Below are 14,938 nucleotides of genomic sequence, written 5' to 3' on the forward strand. Positions count from 1 at the left end.
ACTCTAACTCAATGCAGGGACAAACCCCCTGCGGTTGCTTTGCGATCGACCCCTAAACCCCGTCCGCAAAGAGAAACCGCAGGAGATTTGCTGCTAAATTCTTTCTGACTGTGAGGACAACTGCCTTCCTACCAACTGCCTTCCTACCACAAATCAACTGTCAACTGCCAACTGTCAATTGTCAACTGTCAACTGTCAACTGATTAACGCTGTCAACTGTCAACTGATTAACGCTGTCAACTGTCAACTGTCAACTGTCAACTGACTATCCGTTAAGCTTTGCTTTCACCATCTCTTGAATTCTGTTACCATCTGCTTTGCCTTTAAGCTGCTGCATAGCCTTGCCCATCACCTTGCCCATATCTTTGGCAGAAGTAGCGCCCACCGAAGCAATCACCTCGTCAACCACTTGACTCACCTCTTCATCAGACATCTGCGCCGGCAAATACTCTTCTAGAATTGCCAACTCCGCCTCCTCTTGTGCCACTAAGTCCTCGCGGCCGCCTTTGCGGTATTGATCGATCGAATCCCGGCGCTGTTTCGCTATCTGCATCAAAATTTCCAATTCTTGAGCTTCTGTCAGCGTCTCTTGTCCGGAGGGACGGAGGCTGACTTCTTTTTCGAGAATAACTTTCTTGATGCCACGAACAGTTTCCAAGCGAACTTTGTCCTTGGACTTCATCGCTGCTTTGATTTCTGCGTCAATACGTTCTCTTAAGCTCATCGATGTCTACCTTGCTTTGCTATATCAAAAATCAGGAGTATGCTTCCGATTCTTAACTTTTTTTACAGTATTTTGCAAGTTTATTGCCTGTTGGTGGCGTTTCGATCGTCTTGCACCCGGATGGCTTCGGTGAGAGACAGTCTATTTGGGGGCAGCAGCACCTAGAGTACAGGCGCGGGCATTGATGCCAAACAAAATTTTTAGGCCTCGGGCCATGCGCTGCGGGCGTTCTGACATTGCCGAAACCCTTGATTTTAGTGCTTCTTCCCTCTTGCTTCTTCCCTCTTGCTTCTTCCCTCTTGCTTCTTCCCTCTTGCTTCTTCCCTCTTGCTTCTTCCCTCTTGCTTCTTCCCTCTGTGCACAGCCCGCCATAAACTCTGTTTATGGGAGATATTTCTGCAAGTCATTTTTCGTTCGCCTAAGTTAACACTTGCCGCCACCCCGAAAGTTAAATCTCTCCAAATATTGGCTGAACATTTCTAATTTCAGATGGTAAGATGGCGATTAAATAAACGTCTTGCAAGAGGCCTGCTGTGATCCGTTCTGCTACTTTACCGCTTCCGCTTCCCGAGCCGCCGGTTTCTGCTCACGACCGTCTGCGGCTGTTCTCCGGTTCTGCTAATGTTCCCCTCGCCCAAGAGGTGGCTCGCTATCTGGGGATCGATTTGGGGCCGATGGTTCGCAAGCGGTTCGCTGATGGGGAACTCTACGTTCAAATTCAAGAATCGATTCGGGGTTGCGATGTTTACTTAATTCAGCCTACTTGCTGTCCGGTGAACGATCGCCTCATGGAATTATTAATTATGATCGATGCTTGTCGTCGCGCTTCGGCAAGACAAGTTACTGCTGTGATTCCCTACTACGGATATGCTAGAGCAGACCGCAAAACGGCCGGAAGAGAGTCGATTACTGCAAAGTTGGTGGCCAATTTGATTACTGAAGCTGGCGCGGATCGCATTTTGGGGATGGATTTGCACTCAGCTCAGATTCAAGGTTATTTTGACATTCCTTTCGACCATGTTTACGGTTCGCCGGTGCTGTTGGATTATCTGGCAAGCAAGCAGTTGACGGATATTGTTGTGGTTTCGCCGGATGTTGGCGGAGTCGCTAGAGCGAGAGCTTTTGCCAAAAAGCTTGGCGATGCTCCCCTGGCAATTATTGACAAGCGCCGCCAAGCTCACAACGTCGCTGAAGTGATGAACGTCATCGGGGATGTCAAGGGCAAAACTGCCGTGTTGGTGGACGACATGATCGATACTGCGGGGACGATTACCGAAGGCGCCAGATTGTTGCGCCGCCAAGGTGCGAGACAGGTATATGCTTGTGCTACTCATGCGGTTTTTTCACCTCCGGCGATCGAGCGTTTGTCTAGCGGAGTTTTGGAAGAGGTAATTGTTACAAATACAATTCCCGTACCTGAAGAGAACCGATTCAAGCAGTTGACGGTGCTTTCGGTAGCGAATTTGCTGGGCGAAACTATTTGGCGGATTCACGAAGATAGTTCTGTTAGCAGTATGTTCCGCTAGCTAGAGAAAGCACGTTTTCAATATTTGTTTTAGGGTGCGTTACACGCTTGTTAACGCACCATTTTTTTTGTAGATTGCGCTCTTTCCCGCAATAAATATCGTTTCCACAGGCATCCGAATCATAATATGTTTCCTGTAGTGCGATCGTCCCCGCTCGCGATCGTAACAGCAGATGCGATCGCATTGCAGTATCATATCAAATCCGGTAGCATCGTCCTGTATTAATCTCTCTATTCTCTCTCTGTGCCCTCTGCGCCCTAGTAAGGTTAAATCATTCCGATGCAACCGGAAACGATATCATCCGATCTCACCGGAGTCGATCGCGCTTGAGATCGCTGGAACAACAAATGGTAAAATTCTATCTTGTTGTCTTAAGACCGCGACTTTTTCATCTTCTAGAGATGTCTGACCAAAATAAGGGGTAAATAGGGAAAAACTATGAAACATTCACTGGTACGAGCAGCGGCAGCCTTTGTCGGTTCAGCAATTTTAACACTCGGGGCGATCGCTCCGGCGAAAGCATATAGTTTTGACGAAACCGACATTAACCAAGATCGAGTAATTGCGATCGCCCAACCGGGCGGTTTGACCGGCTACCAATTACTCATAGTAGAACAAGTAACAGACAGACGGAAGTGCTGGAGCGAAAGTGGCTCTAATCCCGTCAGAGTCGATCCGTTATTAGCTACCTTTGATTTCACCGGCATTTGCGGCCGCGCCACAGACAGCAACGGCTTTTCCATTCGCATGGCCGGCACCGATTTAGCATTAAAATACAGCCTAATCTTGCAAAGTATTGATGGCAATGTGCTATTAATGGGAATTCCCAGCGATCCGAACGGTAAAGCGATAATTATCGGCCGCACCAACGGCAATACTAACGGCTTTATGAAAATCACTCTCGATCCGGCTTGGCGCTTTAGCAAAAGAACTTATCAAGGGAAAGTATTAGGTCACTTTTATTTCACTAGCAGTCAAGCCGCACCGGGAGAAACCGGAAATACTGGCGGAAATACTGGCGGAAATACTGGCGGAAATACTGGCGGAAATACTGGCGGAAATACTGGCTCTTCTACATTCAGAGATATTGCTACTGATATCTACGCTCCCGAAATTAAAGAAGCTGTGGGCCTTGGGTTTGTCGCCGGCTTTGCTCAAGATAATACATTTCGGCCGCAACTCGCTGTTACGCGAGAGCAATTGGTATCTTTAGTATTGGAATCATTGAAAGGAATCCAAGGTGCTAACATCACATTTCCTAACAATGTTTCTACTCGTCCTTATAGCGACGTTGATAGCACGCGTTGGAGTGCCGGAAAAGTTCAATTTGCGCGGGACAATAAGATAGTTAGCGGTTATCAGGATGGAACTTTTAAACCTATGCAGTCAGTGACTCGTGCTGAATTGATGGCGGTGTTGCGAAGAGCATCAGAATTTGGTTTGTCGGCGCGGGGAATGCAGCCAAATTTAGTTGGAAAAGAGCCACCTAAAACTTTTTCAGACACTCAAAATCATTGGGCTGCTGCTATTATTACTCAAATGTCTGCTTATTGTTCTGTTGCTTCCCCTGTTAACGAAGTTGGAACTCGTTTTGCTCCCGATGATGCGGCAAAGCGGAATTACGGGGCGGCAGCTACTTTGCGGATGCTGAAGTGCGTTAAAGCTCAGTAAACAGTTGACAGTTGACAGTTGACAGTTGACAGCGAAGTGATAAGAACGGAGATTTAAATTCCGTTCTTATCACAATCTGCCTAAAGGCAGGTGCTTCAAAGTATTTGTAGGGTGCGGATCCATCGACAATCTCTCGCATTCAATTAACAATCTAATGGCGACGCACCATAGTATTTGTAGGGTGCGGATCCATGGACAATCTCTCGCATTCAATTAACAATCTGATGGATCCGCACCTTATACAATAGTCAGTGATTATTGTAGGGTGCGTCAGTTAGAAAACCTAATTTTTGCATAGTAAATCTAAAACTGACGCACCCTACAAGATTGGGAGAGAATATGCGGACTGAAGTCCTCACTACGAACTGGTTTGTAGTGAGGACTTCAGTCCGCATCTTACTTGTTTTCTGACTGGTTTGTAGTGAGGACTTCAGTCCGCATCTTACTTGTTTTCTGACTCTATTTCCTTGCGTTTCTTCTTTGATGTCTGTTTGCGAGTTTTAGGAACCGGGATTGTTTCTGACTCGGGCTGTGCGATTTCTTCTGTTGATTTGCACAATTCATTCAACAACAATTTCTGCTGAGATTCGAGTTCATTTAGCCGATTCGATGCGGTTTCTAATATTTGCTTTCCTTGTCGGAGTTGAATCGTAGTTTTATTTTCGATCGCATCCAGCAACACAAAAACTGATACAATTTGCCAAATCTCCACATCATCGCCGATGACATCGCACTTAGAGACGATTTTGCCGTTTTCTGGAACGTGAATTCCTAAGCCGGAAGCTTCGATCGGCGGCTGGATTTCTGCTATGCTTAAATCCGCAAGGTCGGTAATTTTATGTTCGAGGGATACGAAGTCTGTTAAATCTGGTAAGTTGGTCGATTCTGCGGGTAAGGCGTCGAACTTGAAGGTGAGAGTTTGGTTTAACGGATCGGAAATGGCGTAAATTGATTGGATGTGCGATCGACTAACCGCACCTTTATCAAAAAAATCTTGGCCTTGCAAAGCTAAGGCAATTTTACCATTATCCGCCACTTTCAAAATCTCCAAACCAACCAAATTCTCCGCCGCAGTCTTTACAAAAATTTTATCTAACCCGAGTAAATCCGCCAACTCTTGCAAAGTCGGCGCCGGATCGAACTCAACACCCGCCCGCAAAATAAACTCTTCCAACACGTTAAACTCGCGGGGTTCGCTAATCGCCACCTCCAGCGGAGTTTGGCGAATTGCAAAGCGGAATTCACGCGCCGCCAACACCGACAAATCAGGGTTTTGTTGTTCAATTTGTGCAGCTAGCGAACTTAAATTCGCGTCAATTTGTTTAGCCGATGACGCTAGCAACATCTACAAAACCTCCGCAGTGACGCACCGTTTTTGAAACTTCCTGATACATTTTTCCGACAGTACCTGTTTGTTGGGTAAATAAATCGTGACAGCCGACAACTACCAGCAATTCTTGAGCGCGAGAAAAAGCCACATTCACCCGTTCCGGTTCCTTAGCAAATCCAATATCCCCTCTAATATTATTGCACACTGTGCTGACCACAATCACAGGTCTTTCCATGCCTTGAAAAATGTCAACCGTACCTGTGCGGATACTCAGAGATGGAAATTTTTCTGGTTCTATTTTATCTTGAATTAACCTCAATTGAGCGCCATAAAAAGTTATGATTCCGATTTCTTTCGGCGGTTCACCGTCAACAACCTTGGGATGCCAAGCTGTTTCCATTTGCTGACACAAACGTTCAATTGCATCAACTTCCTTGACATTCAAGCGCGAGGTTCCATTTTTTTCTTCTTCAAACCCTTGTCCGATTGGTGTCTTTACCCACAGGATGTGATTGGTATCTTGAATGATTTTACCTGCGAGATGGTGCGCGCGTCTCGTGTCTGCTTCCAAAATCCCGCAGTTGAGCTTTTGCTGGTAAAACTGATTGATTGCGCCCATGATTTGCGGGTGCATTCGGTATTGAGTTGTCAGCATTTTTTTAATACCGTCGTCAGCCTTTTCAAACAATATTTTAAACAGCGATTCTTTGATAAAGCTAAGTTCATCTCCGGTACAACCGATGTCTTCGGCGATGTCATCGATTGTACTTTGATTGAACATCGGCGGCAATTGCCTGTGATCGCCCACTAATACTAATTTTCTGCCCTTCAACGCGGGGATTAACAACTCTGGCGGAGTGCATTTACTAACTTCGTCAATGATGACTGCATCAAAGCTGGGAAAGTTTTTGCTAAAATCAAAGCTGGCAGCTTGCACGCAGGTAATGCCGATCACGTTCGCGTTGTCAATATAAATTTGTTTTAAATCATTGCGGTCTTTTTCAGATGGATTGCGGAGTTTTTCAATCCAATCTGTGACGAAGTTTTGAGAACGTTTGAGGGCTATTTCTTCTCGTTCTAATTCCCGCTGCCAATGTTTGAACAAACGCTTGATTTTGCTTAAAAAATCTACGCTAAACAATCCGGTACTTGGAACTTCTGGCTGGTATTTACTCGGGATGGTTTGCCATGCTGATTCCCACCAACTTCTCTCTCGGATTAATTCTGCTGTCGGTTGTTGCTGTTGCAGTTGAGTTGTAATTTCGCTCAATTCTGTTTGCAGTGTCGCTAGTTGTTGCTTTGCAGTTGTAGCGGCAATTTGCAGCGGGGAGAATTGCTCGTCAAGAGTAGTTTTGATAACTTCCAAAATCCCGAACGGATCTAAGTCGGCGATTGATTTTTCAAGCTGAATTACACTGGTTTTCCATGTCTCAACTTGTTTCAAAAACTGCTGCGGCTGTTCCCAAATATTCGACTTTTGCGCGAGATATTGTTGGGCGAGCACCTGCAATTTTTCGGGAACCTTTGACTCTTCGACAATTGCTTGCAATTGATGCGTAACTTCGCTAATTTTTAAGTTCGCCTCTTGCTGCGCGGCTTCTACTTGAAGTTGGGCGGCGGATATTTGTTGCTGGCTGACAGTTTGACCGATTTTATCTAATAACTGTTGCTGTTTAATTAGTTGTTGTTCGGTTTCGGTTTTCAGGGGAACTATGCACTGGCGGGCGTTGCCGAGAATGGTGTGCAGCAATTCTTTGACTAGGCGATCGAAGGTTGCTTCGATTTGATTTTGGTGCAATGATTGACTGTAAATTTGTTGGATGTTAGCAAAGAAAGTGTCAGCTTTTTCGAGGATAAATTTGCGCTGGCTTTGACTGACTTGGGCGTAGCTGGAGAAGTCTTTGGCTAGTTGTTGCCATTGCGCCCGATCGCCCGCAGCGAGCACGATCGGCATTTGAATCAAATTTAGGTGCAAAAACTCGCTAAACCGGAACTGTTGCCCTTGAATGTCCTTAAAACCCGCGCTGGCTTCATGGGCGATCGCCTTTTGCAACCGTTCCAAATCGGGCAAACTGACTTTACACTTCGGCGGGACGATCGGCAATTTGAGCGATCGGGCAATTTTCAAAAGTCCTGCGGGCAATTCTACCATATCATCCGTTAGCATCGCGCCCGTTTCCCAGCAAGATTGCACAACTGTATAAAGTCGGGTATCAGCCGTCTCAATCCACTCTGCAACGGCGACAACTACGGCGGCAATTTCCGCTTTTCGCAGTTCCAAATTACTGATTTTCTGTTCGAGATTGTGGCGGTGCGTCTGATTTTGCTTGTCGCCCAACTCGAGCTGATTCACCACATCCGACATCTGGCGCGACACTCGCAGCGACTCTGCAACCGCTGACATCGCGTGACAAACCTCCTGCGCGCGATCGCCCGCCGTCTTAAATTCGGATAATTGCGGTGCTACAGTTTCCCGCAACCAAACCGCAATCCCAAACGCGCCGCAACTAGGGCGATCCAATCCTATTTGAATAGTATGGCTGACGCAAATCCGCACATTTGCCATAAAGTTTTCGACTAAAACATTACCTTCAGAATAAGGTTTTAGTTTCGGCATAAACTCGGAGACTTCTGAAGATTCCCAGTTAATCTCCGGCGCAGCCAGTAAATTAGCCAGCCCGTCAACCAAAGATGCAATCTCGCTTTTAGCAGTTAAACTTAATTGATACGCTGCTGATTGCGCGGTTAACTTTTCCTCAACCTCCGCCTGCTTGTCGTGCAGGTGTTTTTGTTCCTTAAAAAAAGCTCTCTCAGCAGCCGAGTAGGCATTAAATCTGTCGAAATCTGCCAGCAACCGCTGTAAAGATGCGACATTAATCTGGCGCTGCGACAACTTTTGTTCGCAATCAGTCGCCGTATTTTGCAGCCAATTGCCGATCGCATTTTCCTCTAAAAACGGCTGGCCTTCCTCCTGCACCTTATGGGCTTTTCCCTTCCGCAAAGCCCGAATTGCCGGATTGTGCACCAACCGACTCAAAGCATTATCAACCGCTAAATTAGCTTGGGAAGCAATCAAAGTTTTCCCGCCTTGACGCGCAATTTGATAGCAAATTTCCGCAATCACCGTCGTTTTTCCGGTTCCCGGCGGCCCTTGAATTAAAATTAAATCCCGCGCCGACAGCACCATTTCTACAGCGGCGAGTTGGTCGTCGTTAGCATTCCGATTTAATAAATCTTCCCGATTTAACTTAACCAGCTTGTCGGGAATTCTCGCCTCGGCAGAGTCAAATAAAAACTCGCTTAAATAGGGATTTTGAGCGCGGCCATCCGCCAGCATTTTTAAAGCTTTCTTTTTGCGATCGATCTGACTGATATCGCCCGCCGCCTCGAAATACAAAAATCCTTGTTTGGGAAGTTGATATCTACCGCCCGCCATGCGATCGCCCAAATCAACATCCAACTTAATCCGTAACATACCACGTTCAAACTCAATTTCGGCAATGCTACCCAAAGTCTCGCCATCGCGGCTGCTTCTGCTTCCCGGCGGCGAATCAAACAAAATAATGTCTTCATTTCTGGCTTGTTTCAGCCTTTCGCGAAAGTCGCCGACTTGTAAGGGATTCTCCTCGTAGCCGTCAAGAGTTGCCGAATTGCGATCGATTTCAAAAGTGACGATTTTGAAACCTGAACCGTAGTTGTGCGCGCGGAAAGGTACGCAAAATTGACGCGCTTCCGCGATACGTTGTTCGACATTTAAGAAAGTATGCCAAACTTTTAATTGTTCAGTTGTCGGTATGTGTCTGTCGTCCCAAAATGGCATTTGTTGGACGCGGGCGATCGACTTTGCGGGAATTGGCGATCGACTTTTCGACACAAGTCGCAATTGCAACGGCAAAGAATAGCCATCTTTTCTACCTCTAGGAATCGCTACCAAACCAGCATCCAGGAATTTCAACCCGCCGATTCCATCTTCTGTGCGTACAGTTGCTAGCAGCCGCAAAGTGCGATTCCCTTCGGGATAGCTTCGCTTCACGGCTTTTTGCAGCAATTCGGGTAATTTAAAATCATCTCCATCGGTAGCAAGAATCAATTCCCAGATTTCCTCTTCCGAAAATCTCTCATTAATCTTTTGGCGGCGCACGTAGAAAAGACTGGGGGATTTACCGGCTATTTCCGACATCAGAAGTTCCGCCCGATCTCTGCATTCCCAATCGCAATACTTCGCTAAAGCTGCTTCTCCTTCTATATCGCGAATAAATTTACTAATTGTGCGATCGCCACTAAATTTATATCCCCAATCTTCTGCTACTAAAGATGGCATATTTTGATTTTAGATTTTGGATTTTAGATTTGAGATTGGATTTAAGATTAGCATATTGGAAGACTGGGCGGTTAGAAACCGCGTCTATACAGGCGAAACCCAAGGTGGTTTTACAGTCATCAGAGAATTAGGTACGTTGTTGGGCTTTAGCCCTCTTTATATATACGCCTAAAGAGGGCTGAAGCCCAACAACGTACCTTTGTTAATTCTGCACAATAAAATCAAAAGGGCGAATGATGGGAATTGAACCCACGAATGGTGGTACCACAAACCACTGCCTTAACCACTTGGCTACACTCGCCATAACGTTTTTAACTATAACATAACATCTCAGCACAAGTCTAGGGGTAAAGCCAAATTTTTTTTAAATATTTTTCAGCGTCCCTAAACCGATCGCATCAATTGTGCCTGAAATTCAGCGCACAGCCAGAGTTTAGCACAATTTTCGATTTGGGCGATCGCGCAATACAATTGGTTCGTAGTGCGGGCTTCAGCCCGCATAATGCGGACTGAAGTCCGCACTACGAACCGCACTACGAACTTTCATTACCCGACAGCATCTAAGTCCTCGACGCAAGTGTGACAATAGTTAAAGATTTTTTGAGGTAGATTGTGGCGCCAAGAGTGAAGACAGCGCAACCGCATACCTTTTGTTAATGTGACAGTTGCGTCTCGGAATGTAAATGAAACGCCCGCGCAGCAAGCTGTCGCGCGCCCGGATCTGTGTCAGCTTGGGGCGCCGTGCACATTGTATAACATCGCGATCGGGCCCAGCGGAATAGAATAGCCTTATATCCATGTGTGCGTCTATTGTCAACTAATTTTCTTCTCTTATCTCTCTTCCTTCGCCCCGCGAAGCAAGGAGACGATGAAAGCGGTGCATTTAAAAAACTTCTTCACAATCCAAAATCTCAAATATAAAATCTCAAATCCCTATGAGCTACTGTATTAACCCAGAATGTCAAAATCCCGAAAATTTACCCACAGAAAAACTTTGCTTGAACTGCGGCTTTAACCTATTGTTGAGACAGCGGTATCGCCCGATTAAACTCTTAGGAAGAGGTGGATTTGGCAAAACTTTCCTCGCCATTGATGAAGACATCCCCTCGCAACCGCGCTGTGCCATCAAGCAATTTTATTTTCGCGATCGCGATCCAGTAATTTTCAACAAAGCCCTTGAATTATTCCACCAAGAAGCCGTCCGTTTAGACGAACTGGGAAAACACGAGCAAATTCCCAATTTATTAGCTGCATTTGAACAAGAAGGTCATATTTATTTAGTTCAAGAGTTTATAGACGGGCCGACTCTCAAAGAAGAATTAGACCAAAGTGTCTGCGATGAAAATCAAATTTGGCAAGTCCTGCAAGACTTATTGCCCGTGTTGCAATTCATCCACGACAAGCGCGTCATTCACCGCGACATCAAACCTGAAAATATTATCCGCCGCCAGTCAGACAACAAACTCGTATTGATCGATTTCGGCATTGCCAAACTGCTGACTGATTCAGCTATACTCCGTTCAGCAACGCTGATCGGGAGTCAAGATTATATAGCTCCCGAACAAATGCGGGGTAAAGTATTTCCTGCTAGCGACCTTTACAGTTTAGGTGTTACTTGCATTCGCCTGATGACGCAAGTTCCGCCGTTGGATATGTACGACTGTAAAACCGAGCGCTGGTGGTGGCGCGAGTTTCTCCCCAAAGGCACGAGTATTAGCGCCGAGTTAGGTGAGATTTTAGATAAATTGCTACAAACTCATCTTTGTCAGCGCTACAGTTTTGCGGCGGAAGTTTTGCAAGATATCAATGCAGTTTTAGAGATTCGCCAGCAAAATTTGGTTGTGCCGAAAAAGCCGATCGCCCAAACTCTCATTAATACCGACAACTCCCCTTATTTCAAAGCCCTGCCAACTCCTGAGCCTACGATTTTACCGACCAAAACCACCGCCAATTCCGCAGAAACTTTGTCCTTATCAAGGATTTCAAATCTCGAACTGACCCTACTTTCTGTCAGGGGAGTTGATTATACCAAACTGCGGAATTTTTTGTCAAGTAAAAAGTGGAAAGAAGCCGATCGCGAAACTTGGGCCGTGATGTGTCAATCTCTGTCGCTGACACCGGGAATTCAGCTAGAAATCAGCCAAATTTACAAGTTACCATGCGAAGATTTGCAAATAGTCGATCGCCTGTGGCTGCACTACAGTCAAGGTCGGTTTGGCTTCAGCGTCCAAAAGGAAATCTACGAAAGCGTCAAAGGAGATTATGTCAGATTTTGCGATCGGGTAAACTGGCCAACCTACAATTCAACTACCAGTCCAGGAAAAATTAAATTTACTCAGCAAGCACCAATTGGACACCTCCCATCTCGCAGTTGGGTAGGCGGCATTCAGTGGCTGCGACATCTCGATGCCCTGTCAGCAAAATTAACCGAATGCGACAATAATTGACAGTTGACAGTTGACAGTTGACAGTTGGCCGTTGACAGTTGACAGCACTTGACAAATGAAGGAAGAGGATTGGAGCAATGAATCGTCTTTTTTTAATTTCTCCCGGGGTTCCGGATTTAAACCAATTCTTTCTCGTAATTTTTCCACCTGCTAAATAAGTAGATATTGTAGGGTGCGTCAGCGATTAACCTAATTTGTAGGTGAGGAGCCAGAAGTGGCTGACGCACCCTACTACTAATAACTAATAACTAATGACCAATGACCAATGACCAATGACCAATGACTTAACTCTACCTGAAAGCAGAGAAATTGGTTCTGCTAGATATATCCAGCGACCGAGGATCGAGGCGAGCGCTTGTCGCACAATGGATGCTGAAGGTGAACACAGTTAAAGTCTGCAATCTGAACGGCTTTAACAACCGAACTAAAGAGAGGTATCGAGCCGTGTTTTTTCATAAAAAACCACTAATGTCTGCGGTAAAAGTAGACGCACCAAATCCGCGTTTTGCCCAATTGCTCCTAGAACAGTTTGGCGGAGCAACCGGAGAACTGACAGCAGCTTTACAATACTGGGTGCAGTCCTTTCACTGTGAAAATGCAGAGATTAAGGATATGCTTCAAGATATTGCGATCGAAGAATTTAGTCACTTAGAAATGGTGGGCAAACTGATCGAAATGCACACCAAAAACGTTGACCAAACAGAAGCTTACAAAAGCACTTTGTTTGCAGTCAGAGGTGTAGGCCCGCACTTGTTAGATAGCCAAGGTCAAGCTTGGACGGGGGCTTACGTCAACGAAGGCGGCGATGTTGTCCGCGATTTGCGCGCTAATATCGGTGCGGAAGCAGGAGCTCGCCAAACCTACGAAGCATTGATTGAACTAGCGCCGGATGCGGGAACGAAAAAGACGCTGCACTTCTTGTTGACTCGGGAAATTTCCCACACTCAAATGTTCATGAATGCCCTACAATCTATGGGCAAACTTACCGATCCGTTCTTCGGAAATATCCAGCCAGATTCAACAGTAGATTTGTTCTTTAACTTGTCCGGCGATGCCAAAGACCAACCAAATGCTTTGAACTCTGAACCTAATTTCAAGTATATCGCCGAGCCGGCTCCCCAAGGTTAATTAGAATATCCGGCAACTAAGATTGTTTTAGAGCCCCGACTTCTTAAAGAAGTCGGGGCTCTGGGCGTTCGGTTTTTTTAACCTGTTAAGCTTAATCCAATGGTCGTTTCGGCTCCCAGATGGTATAATCTCTTAAAATTCCGATCGAACATTAAGCTCAAATCCATATTGAAATTGCGATCGACTTACCTATTAGTTTCTCACGGCAGCCGCGACCCCAGACCGCAAGTAGCTTTGGAAAACCTGGCTCAACTGCTGTCTGATAATTTGGCCCACTCCTTTCCCGCAGTCGCCACCGCCACCCTAGAACTCGGCCCCGCGCCACTCCACGAACAAATTTGCAGTTTTGGCGATCGTACCCTGTCGCTAGGATTTACTCAATTGCAAATCCTGCCCGTATTTTTATTACCGGGAGTGCACGTCGCCGAAGACATCCCCGCAGAGGTACAAATTGCCCAGAAAACTTTTGGTTCCCGGTTAAAAATTGAAGTGCGCCCGCATTTAGGTTCCCAAACAGCAGGATTAACAAACTTGCTACAAACTCAGATGCAAGAGCTAGCTTTTGTCCCCAATTTGCTATCCCCAAAATGGATTGTACTATCTCACGGCAGCAGCCGCCCCGGAGGTAACTCGACATTTGAACAAATCGCCAGCCAACTCGGCGCAGAGACTGCTTATTGGTCAGTAAAGCCGAGTTTGGAAGAACGAATTGACAGTTTAGTTCGTGATGGACAGCAGCAAATAGGAATTGTGCCATACTTCTTATTTAATGGAGGAATTACAGATGCGATCGCCAAAAATGTCGAGCAGCTACAGCAGCAATTTCCCCAGGCAGAACTTCATCTCGCAAATCCTCTAGGCGCCAGTGTAGAATTAGCAGACTTAATTCGGGATTTAATTCACAAATGAATCGCAAAGACACAGAAGAGGTCAAGGAAGCAAGAAAAATGTCTTTAGGTAAAGTGTATTTAGTAGGTGCAGGGCCCGGAGATCCGGGTTTAATGACTTTGAAGGGAAAAGCGCTGTTAGAGTGCGCGGATGTGGTGATTTACGATGCTTTAGTCAGCCCTCAAATTTTGGCAGTCATCAACCCCCAAGCAGAACGAATTGATGCCGGGAAACGCAAAGGCCGCCACTCGTTAATGCAGGACGAAACTACTCAGTTAATGATAGACAAAGCTCAAGATAATGCGATCGTAGTTCGTCTCAAAGGCGGCGATCCGTTTATTTTCGGCCGCGGCGGCGAAGAAATGGAAGATTTGGTAAAAGCTAGAGTTGCGGTGGAAGTTGTACCCGGTGTCACTTCTGGAATTGCGGCCCCGGCCTATGCGGGAATTCCTCTGACACATCGATCGTACAGTTCGTCAGTCACTTTTGTCACCGGTCACGAATCGGCGGGAAAATATCGGCCGGAAGTAAATTGGCAGGCGATCGCCCGCGGCTCCGAAACCATTGTAGTATACATGGGAATCCACAATTTACCTCACATTATCGGCGAGCTCACAGCAGCCGAATTGAGCGCAGAAACGCCCGTAGCCTTAGTGCGCTGGGGAACGCGGCCGGAACAAGAAGAATTGATCGGCACTTTGAGTACAATTGTAGAGCAAGTTGAGGCGACTGGATTTGCAGCACCGGCGATCGCGGTAATCGGAAATGTCGTCAATTTGCACTCGATATTGTCTGGTTGTCGGCCCTATCATATCATGTCCGCTCCAATGACCGCGATCGATCGGGTTTGTAGTGAGGACTTTAGTCCTTCTTCGGTCAAGGACTAAAGTCCTCACTACGAAC

General features: G+C 46.2%; 13 protein-coding genes and 1 tRNA gene. 6 read left to right on the forward strand and 8 right to left on the reverse strand.

All coding sequences use genetic code 11. The annotated features are described in order from the left end of the window. Positions 1–265 precede the first annotated feature (265 nt). Both QZ918_RS17355 and QZ918_RS17360 read right to left on the reverse strand, forming a co-directional pair. A complete protein-coding gene (locus QZ918_RS17355) occupies positions 266–724 on the reverse strand; it encodes a GatB/YqeY domain-containing protein (RefSeq protein WP_293337092.1) in 459 nt (152 codons plus the stop codon). A gap of 141 nt (positions 725–865) precedes the next feature. After that, a complete protein-coding gene (locus tag QZ918_RS17360) occupies positions 866–1,096 on the reverse strand; it encodes a hypothetical protein (protein WP_293337094.1) in 231 nt (76 codons plus the stop codon). A gap of 161 nt (positions 1,097–1,257) precedes the next feature. On the opposite strand from QZ918_RS17360, the gene QZ918_RS17365 reads away from it, so the two are divergent. Beyond that, complete coding sequence (locus QZ918_RS17365) at positions 1,258–2,250, forward strand: ribose-phosphate pyrophosphokinase (protein WP_293337096.1); 993 nt, start codon at positions 1,258–1,260, stop codon at positions 2,248–2,250. Positions 2,251–2,289: 39 nt separating this feature from the next. Here QZ918_RS17365 and QZ918_RS17370 read toward each other — a convergent pair whose 3' ends face one another. Beyond that, a complete protein-coding gene (locus tag QZ918_RS17370) occupies positions 2,290–2,445 on the reverse strand; it encodes a hypothetical protein (protein ID WP_293144413.1) in 156 nt (51 codons plus the stop codon). A gap of 243 nt (positions 2,446–2,688) precedes the next feature. On the opposite strand from QZ918_RS17370, the gene QZ918_RS17375 reads away from it, so the two are divergent. Then, positions 2,689–3,921: a DUF3747 domain-containing protein gene (locus QZ918_RS17375; protein ID WP_293337098.1), complete on the forward strand. Its 1,233-nt coding sequence runs from the start codon at positions 2,689–2,691 to the stop codon at positions 3,919–3,921. 442 nt (positions 3,922–4,363) lie between these two features. Here QZ918_RS17375 and QZ918_RS17380 read toward each other — a convergent pair whose 3' ends face one another. The 4 genes from QZ918_RS17380 to QZ918_RS17395 form a co-directional block, all read right to left on the reverse strand. Beyond that, complete coding sequence (locus tag QZ918_RS17380; protein WP_293337100.1) at positions 4,364–5,266, reverse strand: hypothetical protein; 903 nt, start codon at positions 5,264–5,266, stop codon at positions 4,364–4,366. Continuing rightward, a complete protein-coding gene (locus QZ918_RS17385) occupies positions 5,244–9,572 on the reverse strand; it encodes an AAA domain-containing protein (RefSeq protein WP_293337102.1) in 4,329 nt (1,442 codons plus the stop codon). Before QZ918_RS17385 ends, QZ918_RS17380 begins: the two co-directional genes overlap by 23 nt. Before the next feature lie 228 nt (positions 9,573–9,800). After that, positions 9,801–9,873, reverse strand: a tRNA-His gene (locus QZ918_RS17390). 83 nt (positions 9,874–9,956) lie between these two features. After that, positions 9,957–10,094: a hypothetical protein gene (locus QZ918_RS17395; protein ID WP_293337104.1), complete on the reverse strand. Its 138-nt coding sequence runs from the start codon at positions 10,092–10,094 to the stop codon at positions 9,957–9,959. A gap of 413 nt (positions 10,095–10,507) precedes the next feature. On the opposite strand from QZ918_RS17395, the gene QZ918_RS17400 reads away from it, so the two are divergent. Beyond that, on the forward strand, positions 10,508–12,019 hold the full coding sequence (locus QZ918_RS17400; protein WP_293337106.1) for a serine/threonine-protein kinase: 1,512 nt from the start codon (positions 10,508–10,510) through the stop codon (positions 12,017–12,019). On the opposite strand, the gene QZ918_RS17405 is transcribed toward QZ918_RS17400, so the two are convergent. Then, on the reverse strand, positions 11,996–12,166 hold the full coding sequence (locus QZ918_RS17405) for a hypothetical protein (RefSeq protein ID WP_293337108.1): 171 nt from the start codon (positions 12,164–12,166) through the stop codon (positions 11,996–11,998). The genes QZ918_RS17400 and QZ918_RS17405 overlap by 24 nt on opposite strands. A gap of 297 nt (positions 12,167–12,463) precedes the next feature. On the opposite strand from QZ918_RS17405, the gene QZ918_RS17410 reads away from it, so the two are divergent. The 3 genes from QZ918_RS17410 to cobA all read left to right on the forward strand — a co-directional run bounded on the left by QZ918_RS17410 (position 12,464) and on the right by cobA (position 14,922). Then, positions 12,464–13,147: a manganese catalase family protein gene (locus QZ918_RS17410; RefSeq protein ID WP_293337170.1), complete on the forward strand. Its 684-nt coding sequence runs from the start codon at positions 12,464–12,466 to the stop codon at positions 13,145–13,147. Between the two features lie 168 nt (positions 13,148–13,315). Beyond that, on the forward strand, positions 13,316–14,056 hold the full coding sequence (locus QZ918_RS17415; RefSeq protein WP_527250413.1) for a sirohydrochlorin chelatase: 741 nt from the start codon (positions 13,316–13,318) through the stop codon (positions 14,054–14,056). Next, positions 14,053–14,922 (forward strand): uroporphyrinogen-III C-methyltransferase, encoded by an 870-nt coding sequence (cobA, locus tag QZ918_RS17420; protein WP_293337112.1) that lies wholly within the window; start codon positions 14,053–14,055, stop codon positions 14,920–14,922. The genes QZ918_RS17415 and cobA overlap by 4 nt, the downstream gene beginning before the upstream one ends. The last annotated feature ends 16 nt before the right edge of the window (positions 14,923–14,938 follow it).

The organism is Microcoleus sp. CAWBG58 (assembly GCF_020883045.1).
Taxonomy (GTDB): domain Bacteria; phylum Cyanobacteriota; class Cyanobacteriia; order Cyanobacteriales; family Microcoleaceae; genus Microcoleus.

Excerpts from the sequence above, each read along its gene's own strand:
- QZ918_RS17355 (WP_293337092.1), bottom strand. The coding sequence starts at position 724 with ATGAGCTTAAGAGAACGTATTGACGCAGAAATCAAAGCAGCGATGAAG.
- QZ918_RS17360 (WP_293337094.1), bottom strand. The coding sequence starts at position 1,096 with ATGGCGGGCTGTGCACAGAGGGAAGAAGCAAGAGGGAAGAAGCAAGAG.
- QZ918_RS17370 (WP_293144413.1), bottom strand. The coding sequence starts at position 2,445 with ATGATACTGCAATGCGATCGCATCTGCTGTTACGATCGCGAGCGGGGA.
- QZ918_RS17375 (WP_293337098.1), top strand. The coding sequence starts at position 2,689 with ATGAAACATTCACTGGTACGAGCAGCGGCAGCCTTTGTCGGTTCAGCA.
- QZ918_RS17380 (WP_293337100.1), bottom strand. The coding sequence starts at position 5,266 with ATGTTGCTAGCGTCATCGGCTAAACAAATTGACGCGAATTTAAGTTCG.
- QZ918_RS17385 (WP_293337102.1), bottom strand. The coding sequence starts at position 9,572 with ATGCCATCTTTAGTAGCAGAAGATTGGGGATATAAATTTAGTGGCGAT.
- QZ918_RS17400 (WP_293337106.1), top strand. The coding sequence starts at position 10,508 with ATGAGCTACTGTATTAACCCAGAATGTCAAAATCCCGAAAATTTACCC.
- cobA (WP_293337112.1), top strand. The coding sequence starts at position 14,053 with ATGAATCGCAAAGACACAGAAGAGGTCAAGGAAGCAAGAAAAATGTCT.